At 74.5% G+C, this 19158-nt stretch carries 21 protein-coding genes; 12 read left to right on the top strand and 9 right to left on the bottom strand.

Annotated elements, in window-relative coordinates:
* The first annotated feature begins 69 nt into the window (after window positions 1–69).
* Both ACFVXG_RS18405 and ACFVXG_RS18400 read left to right on the top strand, forming a co-directional pair.
* Entirely contained in the window at window positions 70–714 is a 645-nt protein-coding gene (locus ACFVXG_RS18405) for a class I SAM-dependent methyltransferase (RefSeq protein ID WP_387928739.1), read from the top strand.
* The gene (locus tag ACFVXG_RS18400; protein ID WP_387928737.1) at window positions 711–1367 is read left to right on the top strand and encodes a hypothetical protein; all 657 of its coding nucleotides are present in this window, start codon (window positions 711–713) and stop codon (window positions 1365–1367) included. Before ACFVXG_RS18405 ends, ACFVXG_RS18400 begins: the two co-directional genes overlap by 4 nt.
* 12 nt (window positions 1368–1379) lie before the next feature.
* On the opposite strand, the gene ACFVXG_RS18395 is transcribed toward ACFVXG_RS18400, so the two are convergent.
* Complete coding sequence (locus ACFVXG_RS18395; RefSeq protein WP_387928735.1) at window positions 1380–1586, bottom strand: hypothetical protein; 207 nt, start codon at window positions 1584–1586, stop codon at window positions 1380–1382.
* Window positions 1587–1857: 271 nt separating this feature from the next.
* Between ACFVXG_RS18395 and ACFVXG_RS18390 the strand changes: the two genes are divergently transcribed.
* The gene (locus tag ACFVXG_RS18390) at window positions 1858–2445 is read left to right on the top strand and encodes a TerD family protein (RefSeq protein WP_387928734.1); all 588 of its coding nucleotides are present in this window, start codon (window positions 1858–1860) and stop codon (window positions 2443–2445) included.
* A gap of 28 nt (window positions 2446–2473) precedes the next feature.
* On the opposite strand, the gene ACFVXG_RS18385 is transcribed toward ACFVXG_RS18390, so the two are convergent.
* Window positions 2474–4126 (bottom strand): ABC transporter permease, encoded by a 1653-nt coding sequence (locus ACFVXG_RS18385; RefSeq protein WP_387928732.1) that lies wholly within the window; start codon window positions 4124–4126, stop codon window positions 2474–2476.
* Window positions 4123–5049: an ABC transporter ATP-binding protein gene (locus tag ACFVXG_RS18380; RefSeq protein ID WP_387928730.1), complete on the bottom strand. Its 927-nt coding sequence runs from the start codon at window positions 5047–5049 to the stop codon at window positions 4123–4125. The genes ACFVXG_RS18385 and ACFVXG_RS18380 overlap by 4 nt, the downstream gene beginning before the upstream one ends.
* 97 nt (window positions 5050–5146) lie before the next feature.
* Between ACFVXG_RS18380 and ACFVXG_RS18375 the strand changes: the two genes are divergently transcribed.
* Window positions 5147–5722: a GbsR/MarR family transcriptional regulator gene (locus ACFVXG_RS18375; protein ID WP_387928728.1), complete on the top strand. Its 576-nt coding sequence runs from the start codon at window positions 5147–5149 to the stop codon at window positions 5720–5722.
* A 78-nt stretch (window positions 5723–5800) separates the two neighbouring features.
* On the opposite strand, the gene ACFVXG_RS18370 is transcribed toward ACFVXG_RS18375, so the two are convergent.
* Window positions 5801–7318, bottom strand: coding sequence for a lytic murein transglycosylase (locus tag ACFVXG_RS18370; RefSeq protein ID WP_387928727.1), 1518 nt, complete (start codon window positions 7316–7318; stop codon window positions 5801–5803).
* 495 nt (window positions 7319–7813) lie between these two features.
* Here ACFVXG_RS18370 and ACFVXG_RS18365 point away from each other — a divergent pair, with 495 nt between their 5' ends.
* Window positions 7814–8200, top strand: coding sequence for a hypothetical protein (locus tag ACFVXG_RS18365; RefSeq protein ID WP_387928725.1), 387 nt, complete (start codon window positions 7814–7816; stop codon window positions 8198–8200).
* Between the two features lie 17 nt (window positions 8201–8217).
* Complete coding sequence (locus ACFVXG_RS18360) at window positions 8218–8607, top strand: hypothetical protein (protein ID WP_387928723.1); 390 nt, start codon at window positions 8218–8220, stop codon at window positions 8605–8607.
* Window positions 8608–8660: 53 nt separating this feature from the next.
* Here the strand turns inward: ACFVXG_RS18360 and ACFVXG_RS18355 are convergent, their stop codons facing one another.
* The 3 genes from ACFVXG_RS18355 to ACFVXG_RS18345 form a co-directional block, all read right to left on the bottom strand.
* Entirely contained in the window at window positions 8661–10199 is a 1539-nt protein-coding gene (locus ACFVXG_RS18355) for an alpha/beta hydrolase (RefSeq protein ID WP_387928721.1), read from the bottom strand.
* Between the two features lie 136 nt (window positions 10200–10335).
* Window positions 10336–10974 (bottom strand): NAD(P)-dependent oxidoreductase, encoded by a 639-nt coding sequence (locus ACFVXG_RS18350; protein WP_387928720.1) that lies wholly within the window; start codon window positions 10972–10974, stop codon window positions 10336–10338.
* 112 nt (window positions 10975–11086) lie between these two features.
* Window positions 11087–12010 carry an EamA family transporter gene (locus ACFVXG_RS18345; RefSeq protein WP_387928718.1) on the bottom strand — a complete coding sequence of 308 codons (924 nt, stop codon included), beginning with the start codon at window positions 12008–12010 and terminating at the stop codon, window positions 11087–11089.
* Window positions 12011–12121: 111 nt separating this feature from the next.
* Between ACFVXG_RS18345 and ACFVXG_RS18340 the strand changes: the two genes are divergently transcribed.
* Both ACFVXG_RS18340 and ACFVXG_RS18335 read left to right on the top strand, forming a co-directional pair.
* A complete protein-coding gene (locus tag ACFVXG_RS18340; RefSeq protein ID WP_387928717.1) occupies window positions 12122–12622 on the top strand; it encodes a MarR family winged helix-turn-helix transcriptional regulator in 501 nt (166 codons plus the stop codon).
* A gap of 52 nt (window positions 12623–12674) precedes the next feature.
* Complete coding sequence (locus ACFVXG_RS18335) at window positions 12675–12902, top strand: hypothetical protein (RefSeq protein ID WP_387928715.1); 228 nt, start codon at window positions 12675–12677, stop codon at window positions 12900–12902.
* Here the strand turns inward: ACFVXG_RS18335 and ACFVXG_RS18330 are convergent.
* Window positions 12899–13735: an L-histidine N(alpha)-methyltransferase gene (locus ACFVXG_RS18330; protein WP_387928713.1), complete on the bottom strand. Its 837-nt coding sequence runs from the start codon at window positions 13733–13735 to the stop codon at window positions 12899–12901. The genes ACFVXG_RS18335 and ACFVXG_RS18330 overlap by 4 nt on opposite strands.
* Before the next feature lie 28 nt (window positions 13736–13763).
* Between ACFVXG_RS18330 and ACFVXG_RS18325 the strand changes: the two genes are divergently transcribed.
* Window positions 13764–15356: a PLP-dependent aminotransferase family protein gene (locus tag ACFVXG_RS18325; RefSeq protein WP_387928711.1), complete on the top strand. Its 1593-nt coding sequence runs from the start codon at window positions 13764–13766 to the stop codon at window positions 15354–15356.
* Between the two features lie 7 nt (window positions 15357–15363).
* Here the strand turns inward: ACFVXG_RS18325 and ACFVXG_RS18320 are convergent, their stop codons facing one another.
* Window positions 15364–16275 (bottom strand): S41 family peptidase, encoded by a 912-nt coding sequence (locus tag ACFVXG_RS18320; protein ID WP_387928710.1) that lies wholly within the window; start codon window positions 16273–16275, stop codon window positions 15364–15366.
* A 57-nt stretch (window positions 16276–16332) separates the two neighbouring features.
* On the opposite strand from ACFVXG_RS18320, the gene ACFVXG_RS18315 reads away from it, so the two are divergent.
* From ACFVXG_RS18315 to ACFVXG_RS18305, 3 genes are all read left to right on the top strand, one after another.
* Window positions 16333–16839: an ArsR/SmtB family transcription factor gene (locus tag ACFVXG_RS18315; RefSeq protein ID WP_387928708.1), complete on the top strand. Its 507-nt coding sequence runs from the start codon at window positions 16333–16335 to the stop codon at window positions 16837–16839.
* A 148-nt stretch (window positions 16840–16987) separates the two neighbouring features.
* On the top strand, window positions 16988–18172 hold the full coding sequence (locus ACFVXG_RS18310; protein WP_387928706.1) for a glycoside hydrolase family 3 N-terminal domain-containing protein: 1185 nt from the start codon (window positions 16988–16990) through the stop codon (window positions 18170–18172).
* A gap of 342 nt (window positions 18173–18514) precedes the next feature.
* A complete protein-coding gene (locus tag ACFVXG_RS18305) occupies window positions 18515–18970 on the top strand; it encodes a hypothetical protein (RefSeq protein WP_387928705.1) in 456 nt (151 codons plus the stop codon).
* Window positions 18971–19158: the final 188 nt, after the last annotated feature.

Below are 19158 nucleotides of genomic sequence, written 5' to 3'. Positions count from 1 at the left end.
CCGGGCCGCGAACGGTGGTCGACCGGTAGGTTGACCGGGACGGAACAGACCCGCCGAACGGAGGCGCCCATGGACAGTCAGGGCTGGGACGACCGCTACGCCGCGAGCGAACTGCTGTGGGGCGCCGCGCCCAACCGGTGGGTCGTCGGCGAACTGACCGGCCGCACCCCCGGCCATGCCCTCGACCTGGCCACCGGCGAGGGGCGCAACGCCATCTGGCTGGCCGCCCAGGGCTGGGAGGTCACCGGCCTCGACTTCTCCGCCGTCGCCCTCGAGCGCGCCGAACGCCTCACCGCCGAACTGCCCGACGAGGTCGCCGACCGCCTGACCTGGCGCCACGGCGACGCCCGCGACCACGACGCCCCCACCGGCGGCTACGACCTCGTCCTGGTCGCCTACCTCCACCTGCCCGCCGCCGACCGCCGCGCCGCACTGCGCCGCGCCGCCGAAGCGCTCGCCCCCGGCGGCACCCTGCTGGTGATCGGCCACGACCTGAGCAACCTCACCGAAGGCGTCGGCGGCCCGCAGGACCCGGCCGTGCTCTTCACCCCGGCGGACGTCCTCGCCGACCTCGCCCCGTACGGCCTGCACACCGTCCGGGCCGAACGCGTCCGGCGCGAGGTCGACACCGAACCGGGCCACCGGAGCGGGACGGGCGGCGCCACGGCCGTTGCGATCGACGCGCTGGTGCGACTCGAGCGGGGTGCCAAGTGACCGCCCTGCCCAGCCGTCGGCTGCTGCTCACCGGCCTCGCGGCCGCCGCCCCCCTGGTGCTGGCGGGCTGCTCCTCCGGCAAGAAGGACAAGGCCGACAAGAACGGCCCGGTGACCAAGGCCGCCGACCCGGGCGGCGCGGCCTTCGTGATGATCATCCGGCACGGCGAGAAGCCCGACGGCAACCAGCCCGGCCTGGACGAGAACGGCAAGCACGACAGCAAGTCCCTCACCCAGCGCGGCTGGGACCGGGCCAAGGCGCTGCCCACCCTCTTCGCCCCGCCCGCGGCCGGCCTGCGCACCCCCGCCCGGATCTACGCGGCTACCGACCAGGGCCCGCTGGCCGGAGCGCACCGGATGCGGCAGACCGTCACCCCGCTGGGCGCCAAGCTCGGACTGACCGTGGACACCACCTACGCCGAGTCCCAGGAGTCCCAACTGGCCGGCGCCGCCCTCGCCGGAACGCAGCCGGTGCTGATCTGCTGGGAGCACTCCCGGATCCCGCGGATCGTCGAGGCGCTCGGCGCCGCCGGCAGCGGGGTGCCGGGCACCTGGCCGGACCGGTTCGACCTGGTCTGGGTCTTCTCCCGGCCGGCCGGCGGGGCCTGGACCTTCCAAGAGGTGCGCCAGCACCTGCTGGACGGCGACGCCTGAGCCTCTCTCGCCCTAGGCAGTTGCTGCGGAGAGGGTCACCACCGCGTACTGGGCGACGGTCAGCGGCACGCTGACCGTCCCCGCGGTCACGGTGTACGGGACGGGCTGGGGCGCCGGGTCGGTGCCGTCCGGGCTGGCGACGGTGACGGCGGTGTCGCCCACCCCGGCCGGGAGCGTGGCGGCGGTGGCGGGCGGTGTTCCGTCGTGCTGTTCGGGCATGGGGGTCCCCCAGCGTGGGTCGGAGCGGCTCTGGGGCGACCCTGGACCGTGCGCCGCCCGTCGGGCCGGACCCCTGTCATGGCTACGCCAGACGTCGGAGGGGCGGATCCCTCGGTGTGCGGAGCACCGCCGCGACCGGGGCCGGTGGGGCTGGTGGGTGGGACCGTCGCGGCCTGGGTAGGGGCCCTGGACGGACGCCGTCCGATGATCATAGTTTCTCTGTGTGCGATAGGTTCACGGCACGGACGGCGGCGGGAACGAGGAGGGCACGATGGCCGTTTCGCTGGCCAAGGGGCAGAAGATCAGCCTGGAGAAGCCGGGCGGTGGGCAGCTGAGCGTGGTCCGGATGGGCCTGGGCTGGCGGGCGGTGCAGCGCAAGGGCTTCCTGGCCAAACTGCTGTCCGCCGGGCAGGAGATCGACCTGGACGCCTCCGCGGTGCTGTTCGCCCAGGGCAAGCCGCAGGACGTGGTCTTCTTCCAGCACCTCACCAGCAAGGACGGCTCGGTCCGGCACAGCGGGGACAACCTGGTCGGCGGCGCGGGCGACGCCACCGACGACGAGTCGATCACGGTCGACCTGACCAGGGTGGCCGCCGAGGTCGACCAGATCCTGTTCACGGTGAACTCCTTCACCGGGCAGACCTTCCAGGAGGTCGAGGCCGCCTTCTGCCGCCTGGTGGACGAGACCACCGGCGTCGAGCTGGCCCGCTACACCCTGACCGGCGGTGGCCCGTACACCGCCCAGATCATGGCCAAGGTGCAGCGCACGCCGGGCGGTTGGCAGATGACCGCGATCGGCCAGCCGGCCGGCGGACGCACCTTCCAGGACCTCATGCCGGAGCTCGTCAAGCACCTGTGACCCGCACCGGGTTCCGGCGCCGCGACCGTCAGTCGACGTCCCGGCGCCGGAACCCGGCCAGGGCCAGCGCGATCAGCGCCGCCGCGACCAGGGTGAGTACCGCCAGCGGCGTCCAGTCCATCCCGGCCGCCGGGAGCCGGGGCACCCGGCCGAACGGGGACAAGCCGTCCAGGCCCGCGGGCAGCTTCAGCAGCGGGCCCAGGTAGCCGATCACGAACGCGTAGGCGGGGACGGCCCAGGCCAGCGGCAGCGCCCGGGGCAGCCAGCCGTAGACGGCGGCCGCGAAACCGACCGTCACCCAGAGGGCGGGCGCGAAGGCCAGCGCCGCGCCCACCAGCCGCAGGAACACGCCCCCGTCCCCGGTGGAGAGCGCCCCGGCCAGGCCGAAGCCCGTGCCCGCCGCCAGCATCACGGCCGTGCAGCCCAGCAGCGCCGCCGCCAGGTGCCCGCCCAGCCAGCGGGACCGGGACACCCCAGTGGCCAGCACCGGCACGGCCCGCCCGGCGCTCTCCTCGGCGTACGGGCGCAGCGTCGCCAGCACCGCGTAGACGCCGCCGACCACCGCGACGACCAGCATCGTCAGCGCGGCGAAGGAGTCGGCGAGGGTGTGGCCGCCGAGCCGGGCCAGCGCCTCCTTGATCTGGTCGACGTCCTTCAGCATCGAGTCGGCGTCGCCGAGCAGCGACCCGTACATCGCGCCGAGCAGCAGCATGGCCGCCGCGAAGCCGCCGATCAGACCGCGGTGCAGCCGCAGCGCCAGGCCGAGCGGGGTGCCCAGGAACGGACCGCCGGTGGCAGGGCCCGGGCGGGCCGCGCGCAGCCCGGCGCCGAAGTCGCGGCGGGTGCTCAGCGCGAACCCGGCCGCGGCGGTGCCGGCGGCCAGGGCCAGCGCGGGCAGCAGCGGCCACCAGCGGTCCTCGACGAAGGGGTAGCAGCGTTGCAGCCAGCCGATCGGGGAGGCCCAGGAGAGGCCGCCGCCCCCGGCGTCCCCGGCGGCGCGCAGCGCGTACGCGGCGCCGAGCACGGCCAGGGCCAGCCCGGAGGCCGTCCGGGTGTGCGCGGAGACCTGGACGGTGACGGCGGCGACGGCCCCGAACAGCAGCCCGCCGACGGCGGTCGCCGCGCCGTAGAGCAGCGCGCTGCCGGTGCCCAGACCCGGGACGCCGAGGGCGGGCAGGCCCAGGGCGAGCAGCAGGCCGAGGGCGAGGTCGGCGACGGCGGCGGTGGCCAGCGCGGCGGCCAGCTGGGCATGCCGGCCGACGGCGGCCGAGCGGACCAGTTCGGCCCGGCCGCTCTCCTCCTCGGCCCGGGTGTGCCGGGTGACGGTCAGCGCGCTCAGCAGTCCGGCCAGCACGACCAGCAGGCCGAGCAGCCGGTGCCCGAGCATCGCGCCCCAGGTGTAGTCGGCCAGGTAGCGGGCCGGGCCGGTCATCGCGAGCACGGCCGGGCCGGCCGAGCCGCGCGCGATCGCGGCGCGGTCGGCGGCGGTCGGGTAGATGGTGTGCACGCTGTTGGCGGTGGCCAGGGTGAGCAGCCCGAGGCCGAGTACCCAGGCGGCCAGCCGGGCCCGGTCGCGGCGCAGCGCGAAGCGCAGCAGGGTGGCGGTGCCGGCCAGGACGGCGGGGCCGTCGGCGCGGTCCGGCGCGGCGCGCCGGGCGGTGGGTGCGGCGGTGGCGGTCATCGGACGGCCTCGGGGTCGGCGCGGTGCCCGTTGGCGGCCAGCTCGTCGCCGTAGTGGCGCAGCATCAGCTCCTCCAGCGTGGGCGGGTGGCTGACCAGGCTGCGCAGTCCAGCTTCGCTCAACTTCCTTACCGCGGCGTCGAGTCGGGCCCCGTCCACGGCGAAGTGGACGCGCCGGCCGTCGGTGCGCAGGGCGTGCACGCCGGTCAGCGCGTCGAGGCTGGCCACCGGCCGGTCGGTCTCCGCCTCGACCGTGGTGCGGGTGAGGTGGCGCAGTTCGGTCAGGGTGCCGCTCTGCACCACCCGGCCGTGCCGGATGATGCTGACCCGGTCGCCCAGCTTCTCCACCTCGTCCAGGATGTGGCTGGAGAGCAGGACGGTGCGGCCCTCGGCCTTGAGCTGGCGGACGACGTCCTGGAAGACCACCTCCATCAGCGGGTCCAGGCCGGAGGTCGGCTCGTCCAGCAGCAGGAGTTCGGCGTCGGAGGCGAGCGCGGCGACGATGGCGACCTTCTGCCGGTTGCCCTTGGAGTAGCTGCGGCCCTTCTTGGTCGGGTCGAGGTCGAAGCGCTCGATCAGCTCGTCCCGGCGGCGCCGGTCGAGCCGGCCGCGCAGCCGGGAGAGCAGGTCGATGGCCTCGCCGCCGGTGAGGTTGGGCCACAGTTCGACGTCCCCGGGGACGTAGGCGAGGCGGCGGTGCAGTTCGACGGCGTCGCCCCAGGGGTCCTTGCCGAGCAGCCGGGCGCTGCCGCCGTCCGCACGCAGCAGGCCGAGGAGGACCCGGATGGTGGTGGACTTCCCGGCTCCGTTGGGGCCGAGGAAGCCGTGGACCTCGCCGGTCTCGACGGTCAGGTCGAGGCCGTCCAGCGCGGTGGTCCGGCCGAAGGTCTTGCGCAGGCCGGACAGGATGATGGCCTTGGTCATACTCTTGAAGCTACCGTAGTTTCAGAAAAACGTGAATATTGGGAAGGCGTTAAAGTTCGATCAAGGGGGGCGGATGATCTCCGGAAAGGGGAGAGCGGTGGAACGGGAGACGGAGCAGGACGCCGAGCGGGGTGTGGAGCCGAGCGCGGAGCCGGGCACGGAACCGGGGCCGGGTAGGTGGCACGAGTACCAGGCCGTGGCGGACTTCGTGGAGCGGTTCGCGGCCGAGCTGGTGGTCGCGGGCATGGGCCGGATGCCCGCGCGGATCTTCTCCTGCCTGATGGCCGAGGAGAGCGGTGTGCTGACCTCCGCCGAGCTCTCCGAGCGGCTGCAGATCAGCCCGGCGGCCGTCTCCGGCGGGATGCGCTACCTCATCCAGGTCGGCCTGGTCGCCAAGGAGCGCGAGCCCGGATCCCGCCGGGACCGCTACCGGGTGCTCAATGACGTCTGGTTCGAATCGCTGACCCGGCGCGACGAGATCCTGCTGCGCTGGATCAGGGTGATGAAGGAGGGGGAGCTGACCGTCGGCCGGGGCACGGTGGCGGGGGAGCGGCTCGCGGAGAGCGCGGCCTTCTTCGAGTTCATGATCGACGAGCTGCACGGGATGCTCGGCCGCTGGCGCGAGCACCGGGCGGCGCGGGGCCTGGGGATCCAGGGGTTGGACAGGATCTAGCGGCCGTCCGGACGCGCCGACGGCGGCAGTGCGGCTCTCGGGCCGTCCTGCCGCCGTCGGCGGTGCTGTGCGCGGGTGCTACTGCTTCACGGGCACCGAGGGGGAGGGCGACAGCGAGGAACTCGGCGTGCCGCTCGGCGCGGTGGACGAGCCGGCCGCGGGGGTCGCGGTGGCGCTCGGGCTGCCGCTGGGCGTGGGCGTCGGGCAGTTCGGGGCGGCGGTCGGCGTTGCCGTCGGCGTGCCGGTCGGGGTGGCCGTCGGGGACGCGCTGCCGGACGGCGTGGTGGTCGGCGTCGCGGTCGCCGTCGGGCTCGGGCAGGACGTCGGCGTACCGGTCGGGGTGCCGGACGGCGTGCCGCTGGGCGTGGCCGTCGGGGACGCGCTGCCGGACGGCGTGGTGGTCGGCGTCGTCGGTGTACCGGTCGGGGTGGCCGTCGGGCTGGCGGAGGGCGAGGGCGAACCGGTGGGCGTGGCCGCGTCGGTGGGCGTCGCGGACGGCGTCGGAGTCGGCGTCACCGGAGGCACCGTCGGCTGGGTGCTCGGCGTCGGGCCGGTGCCCGTGCCGCCGTCGCCGGTCGGGGTGGTGCCGGTGGTGCCCGAGTTGCCGGTGGTGCCCGTGCCGCCGCCGGACGGCTGGAGGAACGGCGAGGGCGAGGTGCCGGGCACGGCCGGTCCGCCCGGGCGGTCCGCGACGGTGGTCACCTGGCCGCTGCCGTAGTGCGCCATCCAGTTGCGGACGGTGCGCAGGTACTCGGTGGAGTTGTTGTAGCTGAGGATCGCCCGGTCCAGCTGGGACGGGTCGGAGAGGTCCCGGCCGCCCGCGCATAGGTAGCGGCCGGCGGTCTCGGCCGCGTCGAAGATGTTGTTCGGGTCGGCCGTGCCCTTGCCGGTGGCGTCCACGCCCCAGGCGGCCCAGGTGGAGGGGATGAACTGCATCGGGCCGACCGCGCGGTCCCAACGGGAGTCGCCGTCGTAGCGGCCGCCGTCGGTGTCGGGTATCGCGGCGAAGCCGTTGCCGTCCAGCACCGGGCCGAGGATCGGGGTGAGCGTCGTGCCGGCGGAGTCGACCTTGCCGCCGTTCGCCTGGCCGGACTCGACCTGGCCGATCGCCGCGAGCAGCTGCCAGGGCAGGTGGCAGCCCGGCGAGCGCTGCGCCAGCGAGGCCTCGGCCTTCTGGTAGGCGGCGAAGACGGTGGCGGGCAGCGAGGGGCCGTTGGCGGTGAAGGGGCCGGCCGCGGGCAGGCCGGGCTGGGTGCCGGGCGGCTGCGGCAGCTGGACGGCGCTGCCGCCGTCGGCCGCGGTGCCGGGGACGCCGGCCGCCGGGCCGCCGAAGGGGGTGGCGGAGGAGCCCTGGGTCTGGGCGGCGGTGCCGTCCTGAGCCGGTCCGGCGTCGGCGGCGGCGACCTGGGCGAGTCCGAGGCCCGAGACCTGAGAGCCGGTCAGCGCGGCCAGGGCGGCGAACGCCGCCGCCGTGCCCGTGACCCGCTTGCCGAGCCGTACCTTCCGCCCGCCCTTGGCGCTGCCGATCCTCGCCGCCATCTGCTGCCCCTCCCCGTCGCCGTCCGGACCCTCCCGGAACGGTTGAGCCTTCGTCATCGTGCCCGCCCGCCGATCGGCGGTACTCGCCGCCGGGACGATTAGTATCACGACGATCTGACAGGGACAGGATGGACGGGAGGCGGCCGGTAACCCATCGAGGGGTTAACGCGGCACCTCAGCCGGGGTCCGGCCGGTCCGCGGCCGTGCCCGGGCATCCGCCTCGTACCCCATCTCCCCTGTCGGTACCGGGAGTTGGCCGGGAGGCCAACGCCGGACGTCCGGGCGCCCCGGCGGTCGGACGGGCGGTTCGAAGCGCGGGGGTGGTGCGTGGGCGTCGTTTCGGGCTCCCCGGCGGCGCCTGCGGTCGACCCCTCTGACCTGCCCCGATGTCCGCCCGTGCGGCGGGCCCGCCCTAGCAGGAACGGACGGTCCGGCGCCAGGGGGCGTCCCCAACTCGGCCCTGGACGGATGACGTTCAGGTGAAAGTGGGCATGCCAGGAAACCCGGTCCGGCATGCTGTGCCGCGTGACCATGCGGATGGAGGCCGAAACCGTGAGCGCGAACCTGCCGGAGACCGTCGCCGAGGGGGCGGTGGTCCTGCCGGCACCCCCTCGGGTGGTGGGCGACCTGGCCCGTGACCTGACCCAGGCCGCCGCCGCCGTCCGGGCGGTGTCGCGGAGCGGGCGTGCCACCGGCGGGGACGTTGCGGTCGCCGCCTACACCGCCGTGGTGTGCACCGGGCGTTCGGCCGCGCGCGCCCTGGAGGAGGCCGCCGCCTGGTGCCGGCAGGCCCCAGAGGCCGAGGTGCACTCGCTCGCCTGGGCGCGGGTGCCGGGACACCGGGACGACGTCTTCGAGTACCGCGTCACCATGGCCGTCAGCTTCCCCGACGACGAGACCGGGGAGCACCTCGGGGACACCCACCACTCCTGTCGGTGAGGTCGTATGATCTGCGCATGAGTGATCGGGGTACGAACGAGACGGGCGGCACGGCGGCCGACGGTGCGGCTGGCGGCGCTGCCAACGAGGCTGCGGCGGAGGCCACTTCGGACGCCTCGGGCACTCCGGACACGTCGGACACCACGGCCGCGTCGGTCTCCGGCGAGGACGGCGACGGTAGCCCGCGCGAGCTGTCGCGGGTCGCCGCCGTCGCCGTCACCGTGGTGGCCATCGCCTGCGGCTGTGCGGCGCTGCTGGCCTCGTTCCACTGGCTGGGCTGGACCGTCCCGGGCATCGGCTGGATCGTCGCCAAGGCGGGGATCAAGCTGTCCGTGGGCGGCTTCGTCGTCCTGGCCGTGGCCGCCGACCACCTGCGCGGCAAGCTCCGGCCGAAGCGCCGCTCCTGACCGCTCCGGGCCGGAGCCCCCGTGGTCGACCACGGGGTTGACCGCGCCGGGTCTCAACCGGCCTGCGGCACCGGGCAGGTGAGGTCGTGCCCGGGCGCCCGGTCGTCCAGCAGGTAGCGCTCGACGGTGTCCGTGACGCAGGGGTCGGAGCCCGGGTACTGGCCGTGGTTGCCGTTGCTGGTGACGGTCACCAGCTCGGAGCCGCGCAGCGCCCGGTGCGCGCCGAGCGCCGCCTCGTAGTAAGTGGCCGGGTCGTGCAGCGAGTTGAGCATCAGCACCGGCGGCAGGTGGGCGCCGGTGACCTTGACCTCGGGCGCCGGGGCCGTCGGCCAGAGCGCGCAGACCGAGCTGAACGCGAGCGTGCGGGCGCCGATCAGCGGGTTGCGGGCGGTGTTCTCCGCACCGCGCTCGATCCAGGTGTTCAGGTCCTTCGTCCACGGGGTGTCGCCGCACGTCACCGAGAAGTACTCGGCGAGGAACTCCGGGCTGAGGTACTGGCCGAACAGCCGTCGGGCGGTCTCCTTGGCGGTCGGATCGGCACCCTGCCAGTCGTCCAGGGCGGTCAGCCCGCTCGCCAGGAGGGGGAAGGCCTTCTCGCTGTAGATCGCGTTGATCGTGCCGTTGTCCAGCTGGTTCGGGCCGAGCGTCAACGACCCGTCGGTGATCGGCTGGTCGTGCAGGGCGGCGCGCCGCTGCTCCCAGTGCGCCCCGACCTCCGCCGGGGTCGAGCCCCAGTGGTACGTGGCGTCCCGGGCGGCCATCCAGGGCAGGAAGTCCTCCTCGAACCGGCGCTGGAAGCTCATCGGCTGGCCCAGCTCGTACTGCTCCCAGGTGCCCTCGAAGCCGATGTTGCTGTCCAGCACCATCCACTCGACCCGGTGCGGGAAGAGCGTCCCGTAGTAGGCGCCGATCATGGTGGCGTAGGAGGCGCCGTAGTAGCTGATCCGCTTCTCGCCGAGCAGCGAGCGGTAGAGGTCCATGTCACGGGCGGTCTGCTCGGTGGTCAGGAAGGGCAGCAGGTCGCCGCTGTTCTTCTCGCAACCCTCCACCAGCTTGCGGGAGTTGGCGATGACCTGGTCGATCGCCTCGGGGGACTGGTCGCGGTAGTCCCCGGCCAGGAACTCCTGGAACTCCTCCGGGGTCTGGCACGCGGCACGGGTGCTGCGGCCGACGCCGCGCTGGTCGAAGCTGACGATGTCGTACGCGGCGGCCACCTTGGGGGCGCCCTGGGCGAGGTCCATCGGCCGCAGCAGGCCCTGCCCGCCCGGGCCGCCGGCCGTCTCCATCAGCGCGCCCTTGCGGTGCGCCGGGTCGGTGGCGCGGTGCCGGGACACGGCGATGGTCAGATCGGCCCCGACGCCGGGGTGGTGCCAGTCGCGCGGCACGGCCATGGTGGCGCACTCCAGGGCGGGCTGCCCCGCGCAGGGCTGCCAGTCGAGGGTCTGCTGGGTGTAGCGGGCGGGGGTGCGCTCGGCGTCGCCCGGGTTGCGGCCGGAGTCGGCGTTCGCCGTGGCGGGCAGGGCAAGGCCGGCGAGGAGCGCGGTGGCGGCGACGACGGCCGCGCGGCGGCTGCGGGATGCGGTGGTGTTCACGGGAACGATCCTGTCCGACCGGGCGGTTGACGCACGATGATGCAGGACACCGTGTTCGGGGTGGTGCTGGATACACCCCCGGGCGGGGGGTATCCAGCACCACGGGCCTCAAGAGGCTTCGGGAGCAGGCGGACTGTCAGTAGGCGGCGGTGAAGCGGCTGCGCCGGTGCACGGGCCGCTCGGCCTCGTCGAGCAGCACGACGGCGAGGTCCTCCATCGAGATCGCCGAGTTGCCCTCGGCGTCCAGCAGCAGCTCGTCCCGGCCGAGCCGGAACCGGCCGGTGCGCACCCCGGGTTCGAGCAGGGCGGCGGGGCTCAGGTACGTCCAGTCGACGTCCCCGTCCGCGCGGTAGAGGTCCAACTGCTCGCCGCAGGCCAGGGCGATCGGCCGGATCTCCGCGGGGAAGCCGGGCGACTCCACCAGGATCGTGCCGTCGGTGCCCGGCACGGTCAGGCTGCCCGCCCCGCCGACGGCGAGCAGGCGCACACCGGTCCCGGCCAGGCCGGCCAGCAGGCCCCGGGTGGTGGCGGCCAGTTCGTGCTCGCGGCCGGGCGCCGGGCGGGTGGCGGTGACCACCAGGTCCTGGCCGGCGGCGATCCGGGCGACGTCCCCGGGGTCGCCCGCGTCGCCGACGGCGAGCGTGACCTCGGTGGGCAGGCCGTGCGGCTTGGCGGGGTTCCGGACGACGGCGGTGACCTCGTGGCCGCGGGCGAGCGCCTCGGCCACGACCCGTCGGCCGACGTTGCCGGTGGCGCCGAACACGGTGATGCGCATGAAGGTTTCTCCTTGGATCTTCTTGGCTCTTCGTGGATCTTCGTGGATCTTCTGAACGGGATCGTGGTGGTGCGGGGTCCTGCGTCCGTACGGAGTCAGGTGTTCGTACGGGTCAGGCGTTCTCGCGTACCGGGTCCGGACGGAGGTCCGGTCCTGGTCCGGTGGGGGTCGGGGCGGCCGGGCGGTTCCGCTGGGTCTGGGCGACGATCAGCGAGCCGAGCACGATCAGCGCGCCGAGCGCCTGCAGCGGGCTGAGGTCCTGTCCGAGCGCCAGCCAGCCGACCAGGGTGGCGACCACCGGGCTGAGCAGGGAGAGGAAGGACAGCGAGGTCGGCGGCAGCGCGCGCAGGCCGCGGAACCAGATCACGTAGGTGAGGGCCGCGCCGATCAGGCAGAGGTAGGCGTAGCCGAGCAGGTTGTCGGCGGTGTAGTGGGTGGGCGGGGCGCCCTCACCGAGCAGGGTGACCGGCACCAGCAGCAGGCCGCCGGCGGTGAGTTGCCAGCCGGTGGTGGCGAGCAGCGGCGCGGGGGAGGCCCAGCGCTTGGAGAGTACGACGCCGAAGGCCATCACCACCGCCCCGCCGAGGGCGGCGGCGACCCCGGCCGCGTCCAGCCGGGCGTCGGCGCGCAGCACCAGCAGGCTGACGCCCGCCACGCCGGCGATGCCGGAGAGCACGGTGCGCAGGGTGAGCCGGTCGCCGAGCAGCCCGGCCGAGAGTCCGGCGGTGATCAGGGGCTGGACGGCGCCGACGGTGGCGGCGATCCCGCCGGGGAGGCGGTAGGCGGCGATGAACAGGAGGGCCTGGAAGGCGCCGATGTTGAGGGCGCCGAGGACGAGTGCGCGCCACCACCAGCCGCCCTTCGGCAGGGTGCGGGTGAGGGCGATCAGTAACAGCCCGGCGGGCAGGCAGCGGATGACGGCGGCGAGGAGCGGACGGTGGGGCGGGAGGAGTTCGGTGGTGGCGAGGTAGGTCGTTCCCCAGACGGCGGGGGCGAGGGCCGTCACCAGCACGACGGCGAGGCGATTGCTTAGCACTAAGCCAATATATCTCAGCGCTAAGGCATTCTGCGGCGGATTCCACCGGTGATGTGGCTCACAGTTACCTCATTGCTAAGGAATCCGGTCGGCATCGCCTACCCTGGACCCGTGGCAGATCATCTCGACCGCGTCGTCGCGCAATGGCACGCCGAGCGCCCCGACCTGGACGTCTCCCCGATAGAGGTGTTCGGCCGGATCAAGCGCCTCTACCGCCTGGTGGACGCCGAGCTCAACCGCACCTTCGCCGAACACGGCCTGGACGCGCCCTCCTTCGACGTCCTCGCCACCCTCAAACGCAGCGGCCCGCCCTACCGCCTCACCCCCACCGGCCTGATGCAGTCCGCCATGGTCACCTCCGGCGCGATCACCCAGCGCCTCGACCGCCTGGAGGCCCGCGGCCTGGTCACCCGCACCCGCAGTGACCAGGACCGCCGCAGCCGCGACGTCGAACTCACCCCCGAGGGCCACGCCCTGATCGACCGCGCCTTCCCCGACCACATCGCCAACGAGCACCGCATGCTGGCCGGGTTCGACGAGACCCGCAAGGCCGCACTCATCGACGCCATGCGCGCCCTGCTCGCCGACCTCGGGGACGACACCTCCGGCTGACCTGCCGTTAATCGTTTGCCGGGCGCTACGGCCTTCCCTTTGGATGGCGGCCATGGACGACCCCATCTGGTCCGCACTCCCCGCCGCCGTCCGCCGTACGGTCGACGAGCACCTCACCGCGCGGCGGCACGTCCACGCGATCAAGGCGATCCGCGACGCGTCGCCGGAGTCGCCGCCCGGCATCCCCGCCTGCGTGGACGTGATCACCGACCGGATGACCGAGCTCGGCCTGCTGCCGGACCGGCCGACGCCACCGGCGGATCCGGTGGGCCAGCGCTAGCGGGGGTTGACCGCGACCGCCTTGAAGAAGGTGTAGTGGAAGGTCCCGCCCGGCTCGGCCGCCCGGCGCAGGTCGGCGATGCCGCGGTCGAAGTCCTCCGGGGTGGTCAGCCCGGCGGCCAGGGCCTCCGTCCGGACGGCCTCGACCATCGGGACGAACGTCCGCCGGGTGAAGCCCTCCACCAGGGCCGGGCGGCCGCCGTCGACGTAGACCGTACGGGGGCGGACCGTCACGTCCGCGAAGCCGGCCGACGTCAGCAGCGGGTGCAGCCGACGCCCCACCAGGGCGTCGCCGCCCGCCCCGGCCTGGAGTCGGACCAGGTGGTCGACGGTGCGACGGGCCGCCGGGGTCTCCGGATGGAAGAAGGCCGAGCCGTGGTCACCCTCGATCACCGTGATCGTCCCGCCCGGCCGCAGCACCCGCCGCAGTGCGGCCAGCCCGGCCGCCGGGTCGGGCAGGTGCTCCAGCACGAAGCACACGAAGACGTGGTCGAACGCGCCGTCCGGGAACGGCAGTCGGTGCAGGTCGCCGTGGTGCCAGGTGACCCGGGCGGTCGGCGCCGCAGCGGTGATCCGGGCCCGGGCCTGGGCCAGCGACTCCGCCGAGACGTCCGCCGCCGTCAGCAGCACGCCCGGGCTGGCGGCCAGCAGGTGCGCCGTCTGCGCGCCCACCCCGCAGCCCGCCTCCAGCACCCGGCTGCCCCCCGGGTAGGCGGTGCCCGCGTGCAGCAACTCGGCGAGGGTGTCGGCCTGGTCGCCGAGGCGCTGGGCCTCGGTGTCCGAGTAGCCGTGGACGTAGGGGGTGGCGGGGTGAGGGCTGGTTTCGGTGGTCATGGCTCCACCTTCGCGCCACTATGGTCCGGTGAACAGGTCCAAAGACACCAGGAACCACAGGTCCAATGCGGCCCGGCCGGACGGCTCGGACGGCTCGGACGGATCAGCCGCGGAGACCGGGGAGGCCGGGGAGACCGGTGCCGACTTCCTCCAGCTCGACGCCGCCGAAGCCCCGCCCGGGGGCCTGACCGACTGGCTGGCCCACCGGCTGCGCGAGGCCGTCGCCGACGGGCGGCTCCCGGCGGGCAGCCGGCTGCCCGCCAGCCGGGTGCTGGCGGCCGAACTCGGCGTCTCCCGCGGGGTGGTGACCGACGCCTACCGGCGGCTCGCCGAGTCCGGGCAGCTCGCCGGGCGGGGGAGGGGTGGCACGGTCGTGCTCGGCCCGGCGCCCGCCGTCCCGCAGTCCGTTCCGCACCCCGCCCCGCAGCCCGTCCCGCAGGCCGTCCTGAGTGAACTTCCGCCGCTGTTCCGGGACGACCCCGACGCCGAGGTGTTCGACCAGCTGCGCGCCGCCCCCGCCCGGATCGACCTCACCCCCGGCGTGCCCGACCTCGCCGCCTTCCCCCGCGCCGCCTGGCTGCGCGCCGAACGCGCCGTCCTCGACGGCCTCGCCGCGTCCGACCTCGGCTACGGCGACGTCCGCGGCACCCCCGTCCTGCGGCAGGCCGTCGCCCACTGGCTCGCCCGCAACCGGGGCATCCGTGCCGACCCCGACGAGGTGCTGGTCGTTGCCGGGACGGCCCAGGCGCTCGCGCTGCTCGGCCGTGCCCTCGGCCGGGTGGGCATCACCGAGGTCGCCGTGGAGGACCCGGGCTCGCTCGGCGCCCGCCAGCACCTCGCCCACTGGCTCGAGGCCACCCCGTCCGTCCCGGTCGACGCCGAGGGCATCCGGGTCGACGCGCTGCGCGCTACCGGCGCCCCCGCCGTCCTGCTCACCCCCGCCCACCAGTACCCGACCGGCGTCGTCCTCGGCGGCGAGCGGCGCCGTGAACTCCTGTGCTGGGCGGGCGAAGGCGGACTGGTCATCGAGGACGACTACGACGCCGAGCACCGCTACGACCGACCGCCCGTCCCCGCCCTGCGGGCCGAACTGCCCGACCGGGTCTGCTACGCGGGCAGCATCTCCAAGCTGCTCGCCCCCGCCCTGCGCACCGGCTGGCTGCTGGTGCCCCCGCGACTGCGGACGGCCCTGCTCGACGCCAAGCGCTTCGCCGACCTCGGCAACCCGGTGCTGCCCCAACTGGTGCTGGCCCGGCTGATGGAGTCCGGCGAACTGGAGCGCCACCTCAGGCTGTTGCGCCGTCGCCACCGCCGCCGTCGGGACGCCATGATCGCCGCCATCCGCACCCACCTCCCCACCGCCACCGTGCACGGCGCGGCCGCCGGGTTGCACCTGATGCTCACCCTGCCGGAACAACTCGGCTGCAGTGACGTGGAGTTGGCCACGGCGGCGCTCGCCCGCGGGGTCAAGACCCAGCCGCTGTCCTGGCACGCCCGCCTTCCGTACCCACCCGGTCTGGTGCTCGGCTACGCGGCCGGCTCACCGGGCGGGATCGCCGAAGGGGTGGCCGTGCTGGGGGAGTTGGTGCGGTCGGCGGGGCGCCGGTCGTCCTTGGGATGAGCGAGGCCTACGCGAGGCGCGCCACGGCCAGGGCCAGGGCGCGGTCGAGCGCGGCCTCGGCGTCGCACGGCACGTCGGGCCGGACGCCGGTGCCCTCCCAGTTGGTGCCCGAGACCGGGTTGACCGCGCGGGCGATCGGCACGCTGAGCTCCAGGTGCGGGTGCACCGTCCAGCCGTCGCGCGGGTGCGCGCCGCCCCGGGTGGCCTCGCCGACGGTCTCGGCGCGCCCGAGCTGCTGCAGGTCGTAGGCGAGCTCCTCGCCCGCGGAGAAGGTGTTCCCGCTCGTCAGCACGTAGAGCGGCTTGCCGCTGCCGAAGCGGGCGCCCGGGACGAACGGGGGCGTCCAGGACTGCTCGGCCACCTCACCCTGCCGCGAGAGCATGGTGTTGAGGTGGGTGCGGCCCTCGAGCAGGTAGCCGCAGACGAAGGCGACCGTGTCCGGATCGCCGCCGGTGTTGCGGCGCAGGTCCAGGATGAGGGCGCGGGCGGGCGCCACCAGGGAGAGCGCCGCGGCCAGCGGCTGCGCGGCCCAGTCCAGCGGGAACATCTTGGGTCCGATCTCCAGGACCGCGACGCCGCCGTCGAGGAGTTCCACCCGCGGGACACCGCCCAGGGAGGCGTCGAACTCCCGCCGCATCGCGGCGAGTGCCGCCGCGCCCTGCTCACGCGGCACCGGTACGTCGTGGTGCTTGAGGGCCAGGTGCAGGTCGCCGTTGACGGACCGCAGGTCGGCGGTGACGGCTTCGGCCAACTCCTCGGCGGATTCGGTCCGGTAGGAGCCCTCGGCACTCCGGCTCCGCAGCAGGTCCGCCAGCTGCCGCGCGGCATCGGGGAAGACGTAGTGCTCGCGGACCAGGTCGGCGATCGACTCGACGACGGCGGCGGCGTCCAGCGCGGGAAGCGATGTGGTGGAAGTCATGGGAGGGAGTAGACCAGCGGCTTGCCAAAGCGTCAAACGTACTTAACGCTTGATTCGGTGAGCCACCAACAGGACCAAGACGTCCAGCAGATCAGCACGTCCCTGCAGCACGCCGCCCTCGCCCACCCCGTGCGCCAGCGCCTGCTCTTCGCCCTGAGCACCCGGCCGTCGACGATCAGTCGGCTCGCCGCGCAGCTGGGCGTGAACAAGGGCGGCGTCTCCCACCACCTCAAGGTGCTGTGCGAGGCGGGGCTGGTCCAGGACGCGGGAACGCGAACGGTGCGCGGCGGCACCGAGAAGTACTACCGGCGGGCCGCCGAGCGGCTCAACGTCGCCGAACCGCAGGCCGAGGGCACGGCCGCGCTGTTCGGCGCCGTCGCCCAGGAGCTGGACCGCTCGCCCGCCGACCACCTCATGACACTGCGCCACCTCCGGCTCAGCCCGGCCAAGGCGGCGTGGCTCGCCGAGACGCTGGCCGCACTGGTCGACGAGGCGGAGGAGGACGCCGAGGGCGAGCCGGTGCACGGCATCCTGGTGACGCTCTACCAGCAGGCCGGGACGTAGCGCGGCGAGCGGTGACCGGGGGGCGGCGTTCAGCCGCCCTCCCGCGCAGCCGCAGCGGCCGCCGGTGCAGTCCGGCTCGCCCGGGTTCACCCGCGGGGGGTTTTCCGTGCTGCCGCGCGGCGGGTTCCTGGGTACGCTGACGGACCGTATGCCGTTGCTGACCCTGGAGGCATGGATGGCCCCGTTACGGCGCCTCGCCCAGCTGACGTCGGTGCTGCTGGTGGCGGCGGCCGCGCTCGGCCCGGTCCCCGCCGGGTCGGTGACCCGCGGCGGCGGACTGCCCGGTGGACACCCCGGCGAGAGGAACCCGGCGATGACCGGTGGACACCAGGACTCCCGGCAGCTCGCGGGCCGTCGCATCGTGCTCTCCTACCCCGGCCCGACCCCGCCGCCCGGGGTGCTGCGGGCGATCCGGGAGGGCCGGGCCGCCGGGGTGATCCTGTTCGGCGAGAACATCACCAGCCCGGAGCAACTTGCCGATGCCGTGGCCAAGTTGAAGCAGGCCGCGGCTGATGCCCCGCAGGCGCGCCCGCTGCTGCTGATGACCGACCAGGAGGGCGGCAAGGTCCGCCGGCTGCCCGGCGCGCCCGAACTCTCCGCCCGCCGCACCGGATCGGCCCCGGACCCGCTCGCCGCCGCCGTGGACTCCGGCACCGGCGCCGCCGGCACGCTCGCCGGGGCCGGGCTGAACGTCAACCTCGCCCCGGTGCTCGACGTCTACGACACCCCCGGCAACTTCATCGACCGCTACGAGCGCTCCTACGGCCAGGACCCGGGCCGGGTGGGGGAGTTGGGCAGTGCCTTCCTCGCCTCCCAGCAGAGCCTGGGGGTGGCGGCCACCGCCAAGCACTTCCCCGGTCTGGGCGCGGCCGCCCGCGACGAGAACACCGACGCCCGGCCCGTCACCCTGCCCGTCCCGCTGGACCGGCTGCGCTCCCGCGACGAGGCCCCGTACCGGGCCGCCATCGCCGCGGGCGTGCGCCTGGTGATGGCCTCCTGGGCGGTCTACCCGGCCCTGGACCCGGACCGCCCGGCGGGGATGTCGCCCGCCGTGATCCAGGGCGAGCTGCGCGAGCGCCTCGGCTTCGACGGCGTCACCGTCACCGACGCCCTGGAGGCCGATGCCCTCACCCCGTACGGGCCCGCCGGCCCGCGCGCCGTCGCCGCCGCGGCGGCCGGGATGGACCTCATCCTCTGCTCCGCCCGCGACCCCCAGCAGGGCGAGGACGCCACCACGGCCCTGTCGGCCGCCCTCGACTCCGGCGGCCTCGACCGCGACGCCTTCGCGGACGCCGTCGCCCGGGTGGACGCGCTGCGGGAGGATCTCGGCTGACCCGGGGGTTCGGCGGCTGCCGTCCGTCGGTGGTCACGGCGGCTGCTGTCCGCCGGTGGCGGCGGCGGACGGCGCCCGGGGGGGTGCGCGGGCGGTGGTTCATCCCGGGTTCAAGGGGGCGACGCCCGGGCGGGGGCGGCGGTTCGCCCGTTCGAGCGGGAACGCGCCATCGTCGGTCTCCTTTTGGCCGGGTCGATGCTTCGAAGGGAAAACGGCGCTCTTGCGATGGAATCGCATGGCAGAGTCTTGGTCGTGGCACGTATGAAATGTCATATGTGCCATAACACATTGCTCGATTTCCGTCCCACGAGTTCATTCCTCACACCCTCCGAAGGAGGAGCCATGAACCGCATCACCCGGATCGCGGCGGGCGCGGCCGGTGCCACCGTCCTGCTCGCCACCCCCGTGCCGGCGCTCGCCGCCGGGCAGGAGTCCGACACGGTCACCACCTGCGGGTGGTCCGGCCTGCAGGCCGGGCTGTCCACCAGGGTCTGCGCGGACGTCACCGGCGACGACGTCGTGCTGTACGGGCAGATCGGGCTGGCCGGCCCGCCCTCGCCGGGGACGTCGTGGCCGCCGGCGCCGCAGGAGCTGCGCACCAGCCTGTCGGCGGACGTGGTCGGCGTCGGCCCGATCGGCGTGGCGGCCGGGCGGACCGTCTTCAAGGTCAGCACCGTCCGGGTGGACGGGATCAGCGCCACCGCGCCGTGCGGGTCGGTCGTGCACGCCTCCTTCGCGGTGGAGGGGAGCTTGCGGGGACCGGCCCCGGTCACCGTCGATGTGCCTGTAGGCTGCTGACGGCTCGTCATCCAGACTGCCGGGCCCGGGAGTTGGCAGCGTCCCGGGTCCGGCCCTTCGCCGTCCCGGTCCGGCCGTCGATGTGGGAGTGGTCACCTTCCGCTGTGACGACTTGAAGAAATCTTCATCTGTGGCGATGATGCCTACCGGCCGCGGCACGGACCCCGCCCGGCCGGGCGACCAGGCCG

It is taken from the genome of Kitasatospora sp. NPDC058162 (genome assembly GCF_042884005.1).
In the GTDB taxonomy this organism is placed as follows: Bacteria; Actinomycetota; Actinomycetes; order Streptomycetales; family Streptomycetaceae; genus Kitasatospora.
Note: the sequence above shows the minus strand (reverse complement) of the source record. Positions and strands in the feature narration are given on the sequence as shown.

What these genes read in the sequence shown, in the direction of transcription:
- ACFVXG_RS18395 (WP_387928735.1), bottom strand. Translation starts at nt 1,586, where the DNA reads ATGCCCGAACAGCACGACGGAACACCGCCCGCCACCGCCGCCACGCTC.
- ACFVXG_RS18330 (WP_387928713.1), bottom strand. Translation starts at nt 13,735, where the DNA reads ATGACCACCGAAACCAGCCCTCACCCCGCCACCCCCTACGTCCACGGC.
- ACFVXG_RS18335 (WP_387928715.1), top strand. Translation starts at nt 12,675, where the DNA reads ATGGACGACCCCATCTGGTCCGCACTCCCCGCCGCCGTCCGCCGTACG.
- ACFVXG_RS18405 (WP_387928739.1), top strand. Translation starts at nt 70, where the DNA reads ATGGACAGTCAGGGCTGGGACGACCGCTACGCCGCGAGCGAACTGCTG.
- ACFVXG_RS18385 (WP_387928732.1), bottom strand. Translation starts at nt 4,126, where the DNA reads ATGACCGCCACCGCCGCACCCACCGCCCGGCGCGCCGCGCCGGACCGC.
- ACFVXG_RS18350 (WP_387928720.1), bottom strand. Translation starts at nt 10,974, where the DNA reads ATGCGCATCACCGTGTTCGGCGCCACCGGCAACGTCGGCCGACGGGTC.
- ACFVXG_RS18320 (WP_387928710.1), bottom strand. Translation starts at nt 16,275, where the DNA reads ATGACTTCCACCACATCGCTTCCCGCGCTGGACGCCGCCGCCGTCGTC.
- ACFVXG_RS18380 (WP_387928730.1), bottom strand. Translation starts at nt 5,049, where the DNA reads ATGACCAAGGCCATCATCCTGTCCGGCCTGCGCAAGACCTTCGGCCGG.
- ACFVXG_RS18360 (WP_387928723.1), top strand. Translation starts at nt 8,218, where the DNA reads ATGAGTGATCGGGGTACGAACGAGACGGGCGGCACGGCGGCCGACGGT.
- ACFVXG_RS18370 (WP_387928727.1), bottom strand. Translation starts at nt 7,318, where the DNA reads ATGACGAAGGCTCAACCGTTCCGGGAGGGTCCGGACGGCGACGGGGAG.
- ACFVXG_RS18305 (WP_387928705.1), top strand. Translation starts at nt 18,515, where the DNA reads ATGAACCGCATCACCCGGATCGCGGCGGGCGCGGCCGGTGCCACCGTC.
- ACFVXG_RS18310 (WP_387928706.1), top strand. Translation starts at nt 16,988, where the DNA reads ATGCCGTTGCTGACCCTGGAGGCATGGATGGCCCCGTTACGGCGCCTC.
- ACFVXG_RS18390 (WP_387928734.1), top strand. Translation starts at nt 1,858, where the DNA reads ATGGCCGTTTCGCTGGCCAAGGGGCAGAAGATCAGCCTGGAGAAGCCG.